Source organism: Mycobacterium barrassiae (assembly GCF_025822765.1).
Taxonomy (GTDB): Bacteria; Actinomycetota; Actinomycetes; order Mycobacteriales; family Mycobacteriaceae; genus Mycobacterium; species Mycobacterium barrassiae.
Genome location: NZ_JACKUK010000042.1, coordinates 116,410 through 132,141, shown reverse-complemented (window position 1 = coordinate 132,141; position 15,732 = coordinate 116,410). Strand labels below are relative to the sequence as shown.

The window sequence follows — 15,732 nt, the reverse complement described above, 5'->3', positions numbered from 1 at the left end:
CTAGTTATCCACGGCGCGAAGCGCGCAAACGTCCCGTCAGACTTGGGCCACGTGCTCGTCGATGGGCGCCAACACATCAATCACGTCGATCAACGTCGCGCGGGCCGTCGCACGCGGGCCGTCACCGTCGCCCACCAGGGCAGCGACGACGGCACCGTCGACCGCGCACACCAACGCGGTGAGCAGTTCCACCCGCACCGACCTTCCGGACCGCTCGACGACCTCGACGACCGCGTCGGTGCGCTGCTGCAGGATGCGTCGCTCGATGTCACGGAGGCCGGGCTGGCGCGCACACGCGATGTAGCGCTCGTAGCGCGAGATCAACTGCTCGGTGACCCGCAGCCCGTTCGCCTCACCGACCAGAAGGTCGACCAGGATGTCGGCCGTCGCCTCCGCGCCTCGGCGCCGCCGCGACAACGCCGCCACCCGCATCCGCAACTGCTCGGCCTCACGCGCACCGGCGTACTCGACGGCCTTGGCGATCAGATCCTCGAGCGAGGAGAAATAGTACGTCGTGGAGGCCAGGGGCAGGCCGGCGCGACGGGCCACCGCCCGGTGCCGCACCGCGTCGAACCCGCCTTCACAGAGCAGGTCGGCGGCGGCGCTGACCAGTGCATAGCGCCTTCGTTCCCCCTTTGGAGTGACCGCGGCCGTCACGAATAGCATGCTGCCAGTCAGGACGACGCGGCATCGGGCTTTCGCCCAATCATCAGCCTTTACTCAGGGAAGTTGGCACCTCCGCGCCACCACTCGCGGCGATGGCATGATGTCCGCCATGCCTGAAATGAGTCGACGCGCCCTGCTGCGCCTCGGTGTCGGCGCGGCGGCGGGGGCGGCGGCGCTTCGGCTGTCGGCACCGGCGGCCGCGGCCCCCACCTACGTCGATGGTTCGTTCATCTCGGCGGCCCGTGGTGGCGTGGCGACCAACTGGGCGATCGCGCGCCCGCCGGGTCAGACGGCGCCGCTGCGGCCGATCATCGCGTTGCACGGCAAGGGTCAGGACGCCGCGGGCGTGATGGCCGGCGGTGTGGAACAGGGTCTGGCGCAAGCGGTCGCCGCAGGAATCCCACCGATCGCGGTCGTGGCGGTGGACGGCGGCGGCGGTTACTGGCACAAGCGGGCGTCCGGTGAGGACTCCGGCGCGATGGTTCTCGACGAGCTCATCCCGATGCTCGGCGACCAGGGTCTCGACACGTCGCGGGTCGCGTTCATGGGGTGGTCGATGGGCGGCTACGGCGCGCTGTTGCTCGGTGCACGTCTCGGGCAGGCCCGCACGGCGGCGATCACCGCGGTCAGCCCCGCGTTGTGGACGTCCCCCGGTGCGGCGGCGCCCGGCGCGTTCGACAGCGCCGAAGATTACGAGGCCAACAGCGTCTGGGGTCTGCCCGCACTGAACTCGATTCCGATCCGGATCGACTGCGGCACCAGCGATCCGTTCTACTCGGCGACGAAGCAGTTCGTCGCGCAGCTGGCCACCCCGCCCGCGGGCGGCTTCTCCCCCGGCGGACACGACGGCGCGTACTGGAGCTCGCAGCTGCCCGCCGAGGTGGCGTGGATGGCACCGCTGCTCACCGCCTAGACCCTCCGGCGAGGCTAAAGCGAGATCCGGCCCTCGGCCGCGGTCAGCCCGATGTCGCTGCGAAAGTGGCTGCCCGGCAGGCGAATCGACTTGATCAGCGAGTAGGCCGCGTCGCGGGCCGCGGTCAGGTCGGCACCGGTGCCGACCACCGAGAGCACCCTGCCGCCGGATGACACGATCGCGCCGTCGTCGCGACGGGCCGTACCGGCGTGCAGCACACCGTCGGCCTCCGCACCGGTGATGACGTCGCCGACGCGCGGTCGCCCGGGATAGTTCTCGGCGGCCACCACGACCGTCACCGCGGCCTCGTCACGCCACCGCAGCGGCGGCTGGTCGGCGAGACTTCCGGTGGCCGCCGCATACAGCAGCTGCCCCAGCGGGCTGTCCAGCAGCGCCAGCACCGCCTGAGTCTCCGGATCCCCGAAGCGACAGTTGAATTCGACCACCGCGGGACCCCGCGAGGTGATCGCCAGTCCCGCGTAAAGCAGACCGGAGAATGCGCTGCCGCGCTTGACCAGTTCGGCCGCAACGGGTTTCACGACATCGTCGACGATCGACGTGACCACCTCGTCGGGCAGCCACGGCAGCGGCGCATAGGCACCCATCCCGCCGGTGTTGGGGCCGGTGTCACCATCCCCGACGCGCTTGAAGTCCTGGGCGGCCAACAGGGGTACGACGGTCTCGCCGTCGACGACGCAGAACAGCGACACCTCGGGGCCGTCGAGGAAAGACTCCAGGAGCACGGGGTGTCCGGAATCGAGCAGGCTGGCGGCATGTGCGCGCGCCGTGTCGCGATCGGCGGTCACCACCACGCCCTTGCCGGCGGCCAGTCCGTCGTCCTTGACCACCCACGACGGGTCACCGCTCGGCGGGCCGAAGCGGTCGAGCGCGGCGTCGAGGTTGGCGGGGTTGTCGACGATCTCGCTGGTCGCCGTCCGCACCCCCGCCGCGGCCATCACGTCCTTGGCGAACGACTTCGACCCTTCGATGCGCGCGGCGTCCTTCGTCGGGCCGAAGCAGGCGATTCCCGCGCTGCGCACCGCATCGGCGACGCCCAGCACGAGCGGCACCTCGGGTCCGACCACGACAAGGTCGGCGCCGATGCGCCGAGCGAGGTCGACCACGGCGTCGCCGGAGGTGATGTCGACGTCGTACTGGTCGGCGATGATCGCGGTCCCGGCGTTGCCCGGCGCGACGGCCAGTGCCTCGACGTCGGGGTCTCGGCGCAGTGCAAGCAACAACGCATGTTCTCGGGCACCGGATCCGATCACCAGGACGCGCACAACCGCACACCTTAATGGGTTGCTTCGACGCGCAGGCGCTATGCAGCCTCGGCCATACACTTGACTCAACGGTGTATGGTCGAGCTATGACGCAGAGCACATGCCCCTTCGGGACCGGTTTCGACTTCACCGACCCGGACGTCCTGCTTCAGGGCATCCCCGTCAGGGAGTTCGCCGAACTGCGCAAGACGGCGCCGGTGTGGTGGAACGAGCAGAAGGAGTCGATCTTCGACGACGGCGGGTACTGGGTGATCAGCCGCCACGAGGACATCAAGGCGATCTCCCGCGACGGCGACCTGTGGTCGACCAACCGCAAGGGTGCGGTCATGCGGATGCCCGACGGCACCACGCCGGAACAGCTCGACCTGACCAAGGCGCTGCTGATCAACCACGACGCCCCCGCGCACACCCGGTTGCGCAAGCTTGTCTCCCGGCTCTTCACGCCCCGCGCCGTCGCCACGCTGGAGGAGAAGCTCGCCGTCGCCGCCCGCGAAATCGTCAGCGCCGCTGCGGAGAAAGAGTCCGGGAACTTCGTCGACGACATCGCGATGGCGCTGCCGCTGCTGGCGATCGCCGACCTGCTCGGCGTGCCGGAAGCCGACCGAGAGAAGTTGTTCCACTGGACCAACTCGATCATGAACACCGACGATCCCGATTTCGAGACCGACTACGCGGCGGCCAACGCAGAACTCATGGGCTACGCCTACAGCATGGCCGAGGAGCGCCGGCGGTGTCCGGCTGACGACATCGTGACGCGCCTCATCGAGGCCGACATCGACGGAGAGTCACTCGACGACGTGGAGTTCGCCTTCTTCGTCATCCTGCTCGCGGTGGCGGGCAACGAGACGACTCGCAACGCGATGACGCACGGTATGAACGCCTTCTTCGACAACCCCGACCAGTGGGAGATTTTCAAGCGCGACCGGCCGGAGACCACCGCCGACGAGATCGTGCGGTGGGCGACGCCGGTGCACTGCTTCCAGCGAACCGCGCTCACCGACACCGAGATCGGCGGTGTGACCATCCGCGAAGGACAGCGTGTCGGCCTCTTTTACAGCTCCGCCAATTACGACGAGGCCGTGTTCGACCGGCCGTTCGAGTTCAACATTCTGCGCAACCCGAATCCGCACCTCGGGTTCGGCGGCAACGGCGCGCATTACTGCATCGGCGCGAACCTCGCCCGGATGGAGATCAAGCTGATCTTCAACGAGATCGCCGATCAGATCCCGAACATCGCCAAACTGTCCGAACCGCAACGGCTTCGCTCGGGCTGGCTCAACGGAGTCAAGTCGCTGCCCGTTTCGTACCGGGGCTGAGTACTATCCGGGGATGCGCACCCACGGCTGGGCCGGATCCGCGCCCGCATCCGACGAGGAGGCCATCAGCCGCATCCTCGCGGCGGCAAGCAAGGTGATCGACGCGCGCGGTGCCGACTTCTCCATCAGCGACGTCGCCCGCACGCTGGGCGTCACCCGACAGACGGTGTATCGCTACTTTCCCAGCACAGACGCGCTGTTGATCGCCGCCGCCGTGCATGCAGCCAGCGGCTTCCTCGACCGGCTGGCCGCGCATCTGAGCGGGATCACCGATCCCGCAGAAGCCATCACGGAGGGCGTCGCGACGGCCCTCGAATGGTTGCCCGAGGACAAACACATCAGCTTGCTCATCAACCCCGACCAGCCGAATCCCCACACCGAGGGGGTGACGTCGGACGTGGCGATGGATTTCGGTCACTCGCTGGTGCGCAGGTTCGACGTCGATTGGGAGGGGCTCGGCTACACGGACGCCGACCTCACCGAGTTGGTCGAGCATCTGCTGCGGACCATCCAGTCGTTCGTTCTCGACCCTGGTCGGCCCCCGCGGCGGGGCGCCGAATTGAGGGCGTATCTACGGAGGTGGGTGGGCGGTGCTATACGGCCGTCGGCCGAGCCGACAATCAAACAACCGTCAGCGGCAGCGAGCGCCGAGGTTCGAACACCCACGACGACCCACCGCTGACCTTTACGACCGCAACCTCGCCGAATTCCTTGGCCGCCGTGCCGGTTTCGATGATGCGTGCCGTCCAGTCCTCGTCCGTGCCTCCGACCTCCACATCGAGGTGCGGGTCGATGGCCCGCACGATCGCCTGCAGCGGGCGGGTCTCGTCCGGCGTCACCAGCGACACCCACGCCCCGTCCTCGTGCGCCGGCGACCGACCGACGTGCACAACGTCCGGGCCGAATTCGGCATTGACATAGGCGGCCGGGTTCAACAGCGGATGCAGGCGGAGTGTCTCGACGGCCCCGTCGACCCCGCCGGGAAGACCGAGAGCGCGGTGGATGCGCTCGGCGGCCACACCAGCCACCCCGATCAGCTGCTTCGTGCAAATCGACTTGGCCAGTTCGACATTCGTGCCACACCGCTTTCCGACGGAAAGCACATACGACAGGTTCAGCAGGTGCATCTGTAGCCACACCTCGTCGGCCATCCGGACCAGCGCCGAATGGGAGAAGGCGCCGAAGTCGAAGTCGGACAGCAGTTCACCCGAATACTCGGACTGTCCTTCGCCATTCGGGTCGATCGGGTCCAGCTCGGTCTGGGCGGCCCGCGTGCGGCGGATGACGTCCATCGCGGGATGGTCGTCGACCTCGGGGTGGGACTCGTCGATGATCACCGTCCATGCGCAATGGGGATGACGATCGGCCGGTGTGCGCGGCGGCCGGTGGATCGGGCGGATCTGCGCCCTGCGGTTGGTGGCGACGGCGGTGGCGTCGAAGGTCGGATCCTCGATGTCGTGGCACATTCCGCGCACGTAGTCCTCGCCCATCGGCTCGACATCGAGCAGGGCCCCGCAGTGGTCGAGATGGAACTCACCGTGCCAGCGATCGTGCACGGTGTAGCGGAAGTCCATGAACTGCGGCGGCGCTCCGATATCGAGCTGCAGGCCCTTGAAGATCGTGATGACGTCGTCACCCTCGTAGTTCAACGCCTTCTGCATGCGCTTGGTGTAGATCGGGCTCGCACCCATCCACTCCTCGATGGCGACCTGAAGCATCTCCTCCCGGCCGAATTCCGAGATCACCCATGCCATTCCGGACCGGTCGATCAACTGGCCGATGAGCAGCAGCTCCGGCACCAGCGTCGCGAGTTGGTCGCGCGACAGCGCGGCGTACCTACTTGTCATGCTTGTCATGGACCTTGCCCCCGGAGTGCATGTGGACCGCGGCGTTGACGTTCGCCTTCTTGTCCTCGCCCTCGCCCCGCTCCGCGGCTTTCTGGCGCTTCTTGATCACCGAGGAGACGACGCCGTCGAGCTTGGACCCGAGCGGGAAGCCGAGGTAGTGCGTGAGGAAGATCGCCATCTCCTTGAGCTCGGTCTCGGTCAGCTCGCCGTTGGCCAGCGCCGCATTCGCCTGGATCTCGGCGAGGTCGGCGTTTCCGACCGCGGTGACCACAGTGAGCGTCATGATCCGTTTGTCCCGCATCGACAGTCCCGGCCGCGTCCAGATGCTGCCGAACAGATGGTCGACGGTGAGATCGAAGTAGGGGTCCCCTTCGATGTTGGGCATCTCCCAGCCGTAGACCTCGTTCATCTTCTCGAGGCCCTTGCGGCGCTGTTCGTCCATGCTCACTCCTTCGGGTGCGGAACGCCGAGCCCCTCGGCGAGCCGCTGCAGTGCGATCTGGGCCAGCGGGAGTTCGACGTTGTTGGCATCGCCGAGCTCCAAGGCCAAGCTCAAATCCTTTTCGCCGAGACCCCGGGTGTGGGTGAAGGCGTCGAACAACCAATGGTCGGGTGTCAGCTCTCTCATGTCCTCGCGGACGATGATGGCGCCGGGACCGCCGCTCTGCGCGTCACTGTGACGTACCACCCGGCCGAGCGCACCCAGATTCAGTCCTGCCGCTTCGGCGAGTTTCATCGCCTCGCACGCCGCGGCGTAGGAGGTGAACGTCAACATGTTGCGGGCCAACTTCATTCGGGTTCCCGCACCCGGTTCGCCTGCGTGGATCACCAGCGACGCCCATTGCTTGAATGCCGGTTTGATCCGCTCGTAGACGTCGCGATCGGCGCCCACCATCACAGCGAGCTCGCCTTTCTCCGCCGCGCCGCCGCCGCCGCTGACCGGCGCGTCCACGATGTGAATTCCCTGCGGCCGCAACTGCTCCGCCAGCTCCACCGCGGTATCGGGGCTGATCGTCGAGTGGATGGCGATGACGGTGCCGGGTTTGGCATTGCCTGCGAGCTCGGTGACGACCTCACGCACCTGCGCGTCGTTCAGCACCGTCACACTGATGATTTCGGCGGCGGCGACATCGGCCACACTGTCGGCCAGCGTGGCGCCCGCCTCTGCGAGCGGCGTCATCGCCTCGGCGCGCACGTCGTACACGATCACGCCGCCCGGCCAGTCGACCAGTCGCTTGGCCATCGGCGCCCCCATGTTGCCGAGGCCGATATAGCCGAGCTTGATGTCGTCAGTGCTCATGACCGAATTATCTGTCCGCCGTCGACATTGAAGATCTGCCCGGTGATCCACTTGGCCTGGTCCGACAGCAGGAACAGGCACATGCCGACCAGATCCTCAGGCTGCCCCATCCGCGACAGCGGAATGTTCTTGACGATGTCGGCGACCATCTCCTGCGGAGTGGTGGTCCGGTTGGCCTCGGTGTCGATTGGCCCCGGCGCGATGGCGTTGACGCGGATGTTCTGCCCGCCCAGTTCGGTCGCGAGCTGCTGTGTGAGGCCGTTGATGCCGACCTTGGCCAGCCCGTAGAAGTTCGAGTAGAGCCACGCCGCGGTGGACGACTGGTTGATGATCGCACCGCCGCCGCGCTTGGCCATCTTCTTGTAGACCGCGCGGGTGCACAGCAGTGCGCCGTCCATGTTCACGCTCATGAACTTCTTGTAGTAGTCCCAGTCGACAGTGATGAGGAAGTCGAGCTTCATGCCGCCGAAGATCGCGGCGTTGTTGACCAGGTAGTCGATACCACCGAACTCCGAAAGCGTCTGCGCCGCCATCTCTTTGGCCGAATCGGGATCGGACACGTCGACGCGCACTGCCAACGCGTTACCGCCCTCCCCTTTGATGCCGTCGGCGACCTTCTGCGCGCCTTCGACGTTGATGTCGGCGACCACGACCGCCGCGCCCTCCCGGGCCAGCGCTTCGGCGTACGCCTGCCCGATGCCGCCACCGGCACCGGTGACGATCGCCACCTTGTCGGTGAACTGATCTCCGTAAAGTCCCACCCGATGTCTCCTAACTGACCGCTGTCGCAATGGCTTTGATCTCGAGGTACTCCTCGAATCCCGCGAGCCCCATCTCCCGGCCGATACCGGACTGCTTGTAGCCGCCGAACGGCATGTCTGCCGAATACCAGACGCCGCCGTTGACGTTGACGGTGCCGACGCGCAGCCGGGCGGCGATGGCGGCCGCACGGTCGGGGTCGGAGCTGAACACCGTGCCCGACAGGCCGTAGGGCGAGTCGTTGGCGATGCGCACGGCATCGTCGTCGCCGTCGTGCGCGATGACCGTCAGCACCGGCCCGAAGATCTCCTCGCGGGCCACCTTGGCGTTGTTGTCCAGACCCGCGATGACCGTCGGCTCGATGAAGAAGCCGGTGTCACGATCGGCGGGACGCCCTCCGCCGCAGGCGAACTTGCCGCCTTCGTCGGAGGCCGAGTCCAGATAGCCCTGTACGCGTTCACGCTGCCGTTCGGAGATCAGCGGCCCGCAGATGGTTCCCGCATCGTTGGGGTCCCCCGGCCGCAGCCCTGCCATCGTGGCCGCGGCCGCCTCGACAGCTTCGTCGTAACGAGCCCTCGGCACCACCAGTCGGGTCGTGATCGCACACCCTTGTCCCGCGTGCATTGACGCCGTGAAGGCCGACATCGAACAGGCACCCGCCAGGTCGGCGTCGTCGAGCACCAGTAACGCGGACTTGCCGCCGAGTTCCAGGAACACCTTCTTCAGCGTGGGCGCACCGTCGGCCATCACCGCGCGGCCGGTGTTCGTCGACCCGGTGAACGAAACCATGTCCACCCGGGGATCTTTCGACAGCAGCGCACCGACACCGTGATCGCTGGAGGTGACGATGTTGACCACCCCAGGCGGGATGTCGGTGTGCTCGCGAATCAGTTCACCCAGAACCGCTGCGCACCAGGGTGTGTCGGGTGCGGGCTTGAGCACCACCGTGTTGCCCGCCGCCAGCGCGGGACCCAGTTTGGCGAGGTTGATCTGGTGGGGAAAGTTCCACGGCGTGATGGCGCCGACGACGCCGATCGCCTCGCGTGCGATGGTGCGGTGGGTCTTGATACCCATCGGCGATGCCACGCCGAGATCTGTTGTCCAAGCGTATGACTCGGCCGTCTCGGCACCGAAGCTCAAGTCCTCGACCGGACCTTCGAGCTGTGCGGCGCCGGTCAGCATCCGCGGGGCGCCCACTTCGGCGATCGTCAACTCGCGCAGTTCCTCGATGTGGTCGCGCATCGCCTGCTGGAGTTGGCGGATGCTGCGCACGCGCAGCTCGGTGTCGGTTGACCACCCGGTCTCGTCGAATGCGCGTCGCGCCGCCTCGATCGCGCGGCCCATGTCGTCGGCGCTCGCATCGGCAGCGACGCCGAGCACCTCCTCGGTAGCCGGGTTGACCGTCTCAAACGTGCCCGCGCTGCCGGCGACGAGCTCGCCGTCGATGAGCAGACGACTCTCGCGATCGGCGAGGATTCCCATCCGAACTCCTGTGTTCGCGTTGCTGGACAACTGTCCGATGCTGCTAGGTCGAACCTTAGCCTCACTTCGCCGCCTTAAGCAAGGATGCGGCGTTTTAGCTGCACACTTGCCTCATCAGACCCTTGTCCGATACGTTGGACATGTGTCCAGTGATCCCGTGGTCGCGATCACCTCGCCACCTTCCCCGCAGCCAGGGGAAACGCCGCGCAACCGTCGGCAGGAGGAGACCTTCAACAAGGTGCTCGCCGCCGGCGTGGAGATGCTGCGCGAGTCCTCGTATGCGGACCTCACGGTGCGGGCGGTTGCGGCACGGGCCAAGGTCGCACCGGCCACCGCCTACACCTATTTCTCATCGAAGAACCACCTGATCGCCGAGGTCTACCTGAACCTGATCCGCCGGGTGCCCTACTTCACCGACGTCAACGACAGCAGAGTTGAGCGTGTCGAGAAGACACTGCGCAGCATGGCGCTGACGGTCGCCGACGAACCCGAGGTGGCCGCGGCCTGCACAACCGCTCTGCTGGGTGGGAACGACGACGCGGTGCGGGCGGTCCGCGACCGCATCGGCGCGGAGATCCACCGCCGCATCCGCTCGGCCCTCGGCCCCGATGCCGACCCTCGCACCCTGGCCGCGTTGGAGATGACCTTCTTCGGCGCATTGGTCAACGCCGGAAGCGGTGCCTTCACCTATCACCAGATCGCCGATCGCCTCAGCTATGTGGTCGGCCTCATCCTCGGAGAGGACAAATGAGCGCTGCGACCGGCGAACTGCTCCTCGATCCATACGACTACGACTTCCACGAGGATCCGTACCCGTACTACAAGCGGCTGCGTGACGAGGCTCCGCTCTACCACAACGAGAAGCTCGGCTTCTGGGCGTTGTCACGACATGCGGACGTGCTGCAGGGATTCCGCAACAGCACCACTCTGTCCAACAAGTTCGGGGTGTCACTGGATCCGGCTTCGCGCGGTCCGCACGCGTCGAAGACCATGTCGTTTCTGGCGATGGACGATCCGGCGCACCTGCGGTTGCGGACCTTGGTGTCAAAGGGTTTCACGCCGCGACGCATCCGCGAGCTCGAGCCGCGCGTCACCGAGATCGCAGTCCAGCACCTCGACAACATGCTGGCCATCGCCCGCGACAGCGGCATCGTCGACTACGTCGACGAATTCGCGGGAAAGCTGCCGATGGACGTCATCTCGGAGCTGATGGGTGTGCCCGAGGCCGATCGGACGCAGGTGCGTGCATGGGCCGACGCGGTGATGCACCGCGACGACGGCGTCACCGATGTGCCGGAGTCGGCGATCGAGGCGTCGCTCAATCTCATCGTCTACTACCAGGACATGGTCAAGGAACGCCGGAAGAAGGCGACCGACGACCTGACGACAGCGTTGCTGGAAGCCGAGATCGACGGTGACCGCCTCACCGACGACGAGATCATCGGCTTCATGTTCCTCATGGTGATCGCGGGCAACGAGACCACCACCAAACTGCTTGCCAATGCCGCGTTCTGGGGGCACCGTAACCCCGACCAGATCGGCCCGGTGTTCGAGGATCTGGAGCGCATTCCGCTGTGGGTGGAGGAGACGCTGCGGTTCGACACCTCCAGCCAGATCCTCGCCCGCACGGTCGCCGGCGAGCTGGAGCTTTACGACACCGTCATTCCCGACGGTGACGTACTGTTGCTGCTCCCCGGCTCGGCGCACCGCGATGAGCGGGTCTTCGATAATCCCGACGACTTCGTCATCGGGCGGGAAATCGGTTCGAAGCTCATGAGTTTCGGCAGCGGTGCCCATTTCTGCCTCGGTGCCCATCTCGCACGGATGGAGGCCCGAGTGGCACTGGCCGAGTTGTTCAAGCGAATCCGCGGATACGAGGTCGACGAGGCCAGCGCCGTCCGCGTCCACTCGAGCAATGTCCGCGGGTTCGCTCACCTCCCCGTCTCCGTTCAGGTCCGGTGAGACCGAAAGGCTGTGAGAACCGAAAGGCTTAGGCATGCCACGCTTTGACCCGCTGCCCGACCGTCGTCCGGCGCTCGTCGCAGGCGCCTCCTCCGGAATCGGTGAGGCGACCGCGATCCGGCTGGCCCGCAATGGCTTCCCCGTCGCGCTCGGCGCCCGCCGGGTGGAGAAACTCGAGGAGATCGTCGCCAAGATCCGCGCCGACGGCGGCGAGGCGATCCCCGTACACCTCGACGTCACCGACCCGGACTCCGTGAAGTCCGCTGTCGAACAGACCATCTCGGAACTCGGTGAGATCGAGGTGCTGGTCGCCGGCGCAGGCGACACCTACTTCGGCAAGCTCGCCGACATCAGCACCGAGGATTTCGAGTCGCAGATCCAGATCCATCTGATCGGCGCGAACCGGGTGGCCACCGCGGTGCTGCCCGGCATGATCGAACGCCGGCGCGGCGATCTGATCTTCGTCGGATCCGATGTGGCACTGCGGCAACGGCCGCACATGGGCGCCTACGGCGCCGCCAAGGCGGGCCTGGTCGCAATGGTCACCAACTACCAGATGGAGCTCGAGGGCACCGGCGTGCGCGCATCGATCGTGCACCCCGGCCCGACGAAGACGTCGATGGGATGGAGCCTGCCCGCCGAGCTGGTCGGCCCGGCGCTGGAGGACTGGGCGAAGTGGGGTCAGGCCCGGCACGACTACTTCCTGCGCGCCGACGACCTGGCCCGCGCCATCACATTCGTCGCCGAGACACCGCGCGGCGGGTTCATCGCGAATATGGAGCTGCAGCCCGAAGCCCCGTTGGCCGAAATCACAGACCGACAGAAGCTCGCTCTCGGTGAGGAGGGAATGCCGTCATGACCACAGCAGTGGTGCCCCGGGTCTCCGGCGGTGAAGACGAGGAACACGGCCATCTGGAGGAGTTCCGCACCGATCCCATCGGCCTGATGCAGCGGGTCCGAGACGAGTGCGGCGACGTCGGCTGGTTCCAGCTCGCCGGCAAGCAGGTCGTCATGCTGTCCGGCGCCGAGGCCAACGAGTTCTTCTTCCGCTCCACCGACAGTGAGCTCAACCAGGCCGAGGCCTACCCGTTCATGACGCCGGTCTTCGGCGAGGGCGTGGTGTTCGACGCCGACCCGGAGCGCCGGGCCGAGATGCTGCACAACACCGCACTGCGCGGTGAGCAGATGAAAGGCCATGCCGCCACCATCGAGGACCAGGTCAACGGCATGATCGCCGACTGGGGCGACGAAGGCGAGATCGAATTGCTCGACTTCTTCGCCGAACTGACCATCTACACCTCGACGGCCTGCCTCATCGGGCCGAAGTTCCGCAGCCAGTTGGACTCGCGGTTCGCCCACTACTTCCATCTGCTCGAACGCGGCACCGATCCGCTGTGCTACGTCGACCCGTATCTCGACATCGAGAGCTTCCGGGTGCGCGACGAGGCCCGGGCCAGCCTGGTGGAACTGGTGCAGGAGCTCATGAGCGGGCGAATCGCCAACCCGCCCAAGGACAAGAGCGACCGCGACCTGCTGGATGTGCTGGTGTCGATCAAGGACGACGACGGCAATCCGCGATTCTCAGCCAACGAGATCACCGGCATGTTCATCTCGCTGATGTTCGCCGGCCACCACACCAGCTCGGGCACATCGAGCTGGACGCTGATCGAACTGCTGCGCAACCCGGACTACTACGCCAAGGTCCAGCAGGAACTCGACGACCTGTACGCCGATGGCCAGGAGGTGAGTTTCCATGCGCTGCGCCAGATTCCGCTTCTGGACAACGCGGTCAAGGAGACGCTCCGGCTACACCCGCCGCTGATCATCCTGATGCGGGTGGCCAAGGACGACTTCGAGGTGGCCGGCCACCCGATTCACAAGGGCCAGATGGTCGCCGCCTCCCCCGCGATCTCCAACCGCATCCCGGAGGATTTCCCGAACCCGGATGCCTTCGATCCCGACCGATACAACAAACCGAGGCAAGAGGATCTGATCAACCGGTGGACGTGGATTCCGTTCGGCGCGGGCAAGCACCGCTGTGTCGGCGCCGCGTTCGCGCAGATGCAGATCAAGGCGATCTTCTCGGTGTTGTTGCGCGAGTACGAATTTGAGATGGCCCAGCCGCCGGAGACCTACCGCAACGACCATTCCAAGATGGTCGTCCAGCTGGCGCGGCCGTCAAAGGTTCGCTACCGCAGGCGCGTAAAGGACTGAAAATGGGCGGAAATCGCAGCTACAGAATCCATCTCGACGAGGACCTGTGCCAGGGCCACGCGATGTGCGAGCTGGAGGCCCCGGACGTCTTCAAAGTGCCCAAACGCGGCGTCGTCGAAATCGTCGACCCCGAACCCCCCGACGAGCTTCGTGAAGCCGTCGAAATGGCTGTCGAAATGTGTCCCACCCGCGCACTATCCATCACAGAAAAGGAATGACAATGGCGTCAAGAGAACAACTGGAAGATTGGGTCCAGCGCTGGCTGCAGGCCAACAAGGACTCCGAGGCAGCCGGCGACTGGACGAATCTGGCCGAGTTCTACACCGACGACGCCACCTACGGCTGGAACATCGGCCCCAAGGAAGACGTCATGTGCGTGGGCAAGCAGGAGATCCGCGACATCGCCCTCGGGCTGGAGATGCAGGGCTTGGAGAACTGGTACTACGAGTACCAGCGCACCCTGATCGACGAGAAACAGAACGAGATCGTCGGCTTCTGGAAGCAGATCGCCAACAAGAGCGACGGCACCACCGCCGAGATCTACGGGATCGGCGGCAGCTGGTTCCGGCTCAACGACCAACTGCTGATCGAGTGGCAGCGCGACTTCTTCGACTTCGGCCACGTGGCGAAGGGCTACGCGAAGCTCATCGAGTCCGGCGACCTGACCCCTGCCATGCAGAAGCGCATCGAACGTTCCCTGTCGGGCGAGAAGCTGCCCGGCTACTACCCGCTGGGACAGGCACCCGTTCCCATCTGGTGATTTGCGGCCACCAAGCAGTTGATTGGGGGTGGCCGTGACCTATCTAACTAATGGCTCTAGTCTGGCCTCACTAGCTCTAGCGGAAGGCACATGCGGATGAAGACAAAAGGCGCTCTGATCTACGACTTCAACCAGCCGTGGTCAATCGAGGAAATCGAGATCGGCGACCCCGTGAAAGACGAGGTCAAGATCCAGATGGAAGCGTCTGGCATGTGCCACTCCGACCATCACCTGGTCACCGGGGACATCCCGATGGCCGGCTTCCCGGTGCTGGGCGGACACGAGGGCGCGGGCATCGTGCTCGAGGTCGGCCCCGGCGTCGAGAACGTCGCACCCGGCGATCACGTGGTGCTCTCGTTCATCCCGTCCTGCGGTGAGTGTCCGACCTGTCAGAGCGGCCAGCGCAACCTCTGCGACCTGGGCGCGCTGCTGCTCACCGGCACCGCGGTGTCCGACGGCACCAACCGGGTGCACACCGCCGACGGCAAGCCGGTCATTCCGATGACGCTGCTCGGCACGTTCAGCCCGTACATGGTCGTGCACAAGAGCTCGGTGGTGAAGATCGACCCGTCCATCCCGTTCGAGGTGGCCTGCCTCGTCGGCTGCGGTGTGACCACCGGCTACGGCTCGGCCGTGCGCAGCGCGGACATCCGCCCGGGTGAGGACGTCGCGATCTTCGGCATCGGCGGCGTGGGCATGGGTGCGCTGCAGGGTGCGGTGAACGCGGGCGCCCGCCACATCTTCGCCATCGACCCCGTCGAGTGGAAGCGCGATCAGGCGCTGAAGTTCGGCGCCACCCACGTCTATCCCGACGTGTTCGCCGCAATGGCCGGCATCGCCGAGGTCACCGCAGGCCTGATGGCGAGGAAGACGATCATCACCACCGGCGAGCTCAAGGGCGAGGACATCGACAACTACCTCAACTGCACGTCCAAGGGCGGCACCTGCGTGGTGACCGCCGTCGCCAACATGGCCGAGACGGACGTGAAGCTGAACCTGTCGCTGCTGACCCTGATGCAGAAGAACCTGCAGGGCACCATCTTCGGTGGCGGTAACCCGCACTTCGACATCCCGCAGCTGCTGTCGATGTACAAGGCGGGCAAGCTCAACCTCGACGACATGGTGACCCGGCAGTACAAGCTGGAGCAGATCAACGACGGCTACCAGGACATGCTGCAGGGCCGCAACATCCGCGGTGTCATCCGCTATACCGACGAGGATCGGTAGCCCG

At 66.1% G+C, this 15,732-nt stretch carries 17 protein-coding genes; 10 read left to right on the top strand and 7 right to left on the bottom strand.

What is annotated here, in order from left to right; all coding sequences use genetic code 11:
- Positions 1-36 precede the first annotated feature (36 nt).
- Entirely contained in the window at positions 37-666 is a 630-nt protein-coding gene (locus H7J93_RS26910; RefSeq protein ID WP_267309330.1) for a TetR/AcrR family transcriptional regulator, read from the bottom strand.
- 97 nt (positions 667-763) lie between these two features.
- On the opposite strand from H7J93_RS26910, the gene H7J93_RS26905 reads away from it, so the two are divergent.
- Entirely contained in the window at positions 764-1,579 is an 816-nt protein-coding gene (locus H7J93_RS26905) for an alpha/beta hydrolase (protein WP_267309329.1), read from the top strand.
- A 14-nt stretch (positions 1,580-1,593) separates the two neighbouring features.
- Here the strand turns inward: H7J93_RS26905 and purD are convergent, their stop codons facing one another.
- Positions 1,594-2,862, bottom strand: coding sequence for a phosphoribosylamine--glycine ligase (gene purD / locus H7J93_RS26900; protein ID WP_267309328.1), 1,269 nt, complete (start codon positions 2,860-2,862; stop codon positions 1,594-1,596).
- A gap of 86 nt (positions 2,863-2,948) precedes the next feature.
- On the opposite strand from purD, the gene H7J93_RS26895 reads away from it, so the two are divergent.
- Together H7J93_RS26895 and H7J93_RS26890 are read left to right on the top strand one after the other, a co-directional pair.
- Positions 2,949-4,178, top strand: coding sequence for a cytochrome P450 (locus H7J93_RS26895; protein WP_267309327.1), 1,230 nt, complete (start codon positions 2,949-2,951; stop codon positions 4,176-4,178).
- 13 nt (positions 4,179-4,191) lie between these two features.
- Positions 4,192-4,860 (top strand): TetR/AcrR family transcriptional regulator, encoded by a 669-nt coding sequence (locus H7J93_RS26890; protein WP_267309326.1) that lies wholly within the window; start codon positions 4,192-4,194, stop codon positions 4,858-4,860.
- On the opposite strand, the gene H7J93_RS26885 is transcribed toward H7J93_RS26890, so the two are convergent.
- The 5 genes from H7J93_RS26885 to H7J93_RS26865 are packed head-to-tail and all read right to left on the bottom strand — an operon-like array spanning position 4,799 to position 9,565.
- Positions 4,799-6,025, bottom strand: a complete 1,227-nt coding sequence (locus H7J93_RS26885) for a hypothetical protein (protein ID WP_267309325.1) — start codon at positions 6,023-6,025, stop codon at positions 4,799-4,801. The genes H7J93_RS26890 and H7J93_RS26885 overlap by 62 nt on opposite strands.
- Positions 6,015-6,467, bottom strand: coding sequence for a carboxymuconolactone decarboxylase family protein (locus H7J93_RS26880; protein WP_267309324.1), 453 nt, complete (start codon positions 6,465-6,467; stop codon positions 6,015-6,017). Before H7J93_RS26880 ends, H7J93_RS26885 begins: the two co-directional genes overlap by 11 nt.
- Positions 6,468-6,469: 2 nt before the next feature.
- A complete protein-coding gene (locus H7J93_RS26875) occupies positions 6,470-7,324 on the bottom strand; it encodes an NAD(P)-dependent oxidoreductase (RefSeq protein WP_267309323.1) in 855 nt (284 codons plus the stop codon).
- Positions 7,321-8,085, bottom strand: coding sequence for an SDR family oxidoreductase (locus H7J93_RS26870; RefSeq protein ID WP_267309322.1), 765 nt, complete (start codon positions 8,083-8,085; stop codon positions 7,321-7,323). The genes H7J93_RS26875 and H7J93_RS26870 overlap by 4 nt, the downstream gene beginning before the upstream one ends.
- 10 nt (positions 8,086-8,095) lie before the next feature.
- Positions 8,096-9,565, bottom strand: a complete 1,470-nt coding sequence (locus tag H7J93_RS26865; protein ID WP_267309321.1) for an aldehyde dehydrogenase — start codon at positions 9,563-9,565, stop codon at positions 8,096-8,098.
- Between the two features lie 142 nt (positions 9,566-9,707).
- Between H7J93_RS26865 and H7J93_RS26860 the strand changes: the two genes are divergently transcribed.
- From H7J93_RS26860 to H7J93_RS26830, 7 genes are all read left to right on the top strand, one after another.
- Positions 9,708-10,316: a TetR/AcrR family transcriptional regulator gene (locus H7J93_RS26860; RefSeq protein ID WP_267309320.1), complete on the top strand. Its 609-nt coding sequence runs from the start codon at positions 9,708-9,710 to the stop codon at positions 10,314-10,316.
- Positions 10,313-11,527, top strand: a complete 1,215-nt coding sequence (locus tag H7J93_RS26855) for a cytochrome P450 (RefSeq protein ID WP_267309319.1) — start codon at positions 10,313-10,315, stop codon at positions 11,525-11,527. The genes H7J93_RS26860 and H7J93_RS26855 overlap by 4 nt, the downstream gene beginning before the upstream one ends.
- 34 nt (positions 11,528-11,561) lie before the next feature.
- A complete protein-coding gene (locus tag H7J93_RS26850) occupies positions 11,562-12,386 on the top strand; it encodes an SDR family oxidoreductase (protein ID WP_267309318.1) in 825 nt (274 codons plus the stop codon).
- On the top strand, positions 12,383-13,741 hold the full coding sequence (gene cyp51 / locus H7J93_RS26845; RefSeq protein WP_267309317.1) for a lanosterol 14-alpha demethylase: 1,359 nt from the start codon (positions 12,383-12,385) through the stop codon (positions 13,739-13,741). Before H7J93_RS26850 ends, cyp51 begins: the two co-directional genes overlap by 4 nt.
- A 2-nt stretch (positions 13,742-13,743) precedes the next feature.
- Positions 13,744-13,959, top strand: coding sequence for a ferredoxin (locus H7J93_RS26840; protein ID WP_267309316.1), 216 nt, complete (start codon positions 13,744-13,746; stop codon positions 13,957-13,959).
- Between the two features lie 2 nt (positions 13,960-13,961).
- Positions 13,962-14,501 carry a nuclear transport factor 2-like protein gene (locus H7J93_RS26835; protein WP_267309315.1) on the top strand — a complete coding sequence of 180 codons (540 nt, stop codon included), beginning with the start codon at positions 13,962-13,964 and terminating at the stop codon, positions 14,499-14,501.
- Between the two features lie 96 nt (positions 14,502-14,597).
- Positions 14,598-15,728, top strand: coding sequence for an NDMA-dependent alcohol dehydrogenase (locus tag H7J93_RS26830; RefSeq protein WP_267309381.1), 1,131 nt, complete (start codon positions 14,598-14,600; stop codon positions 15,726-15,728).
- Positions 15,729-15,732: the final 4 nt, after the last annotated feature.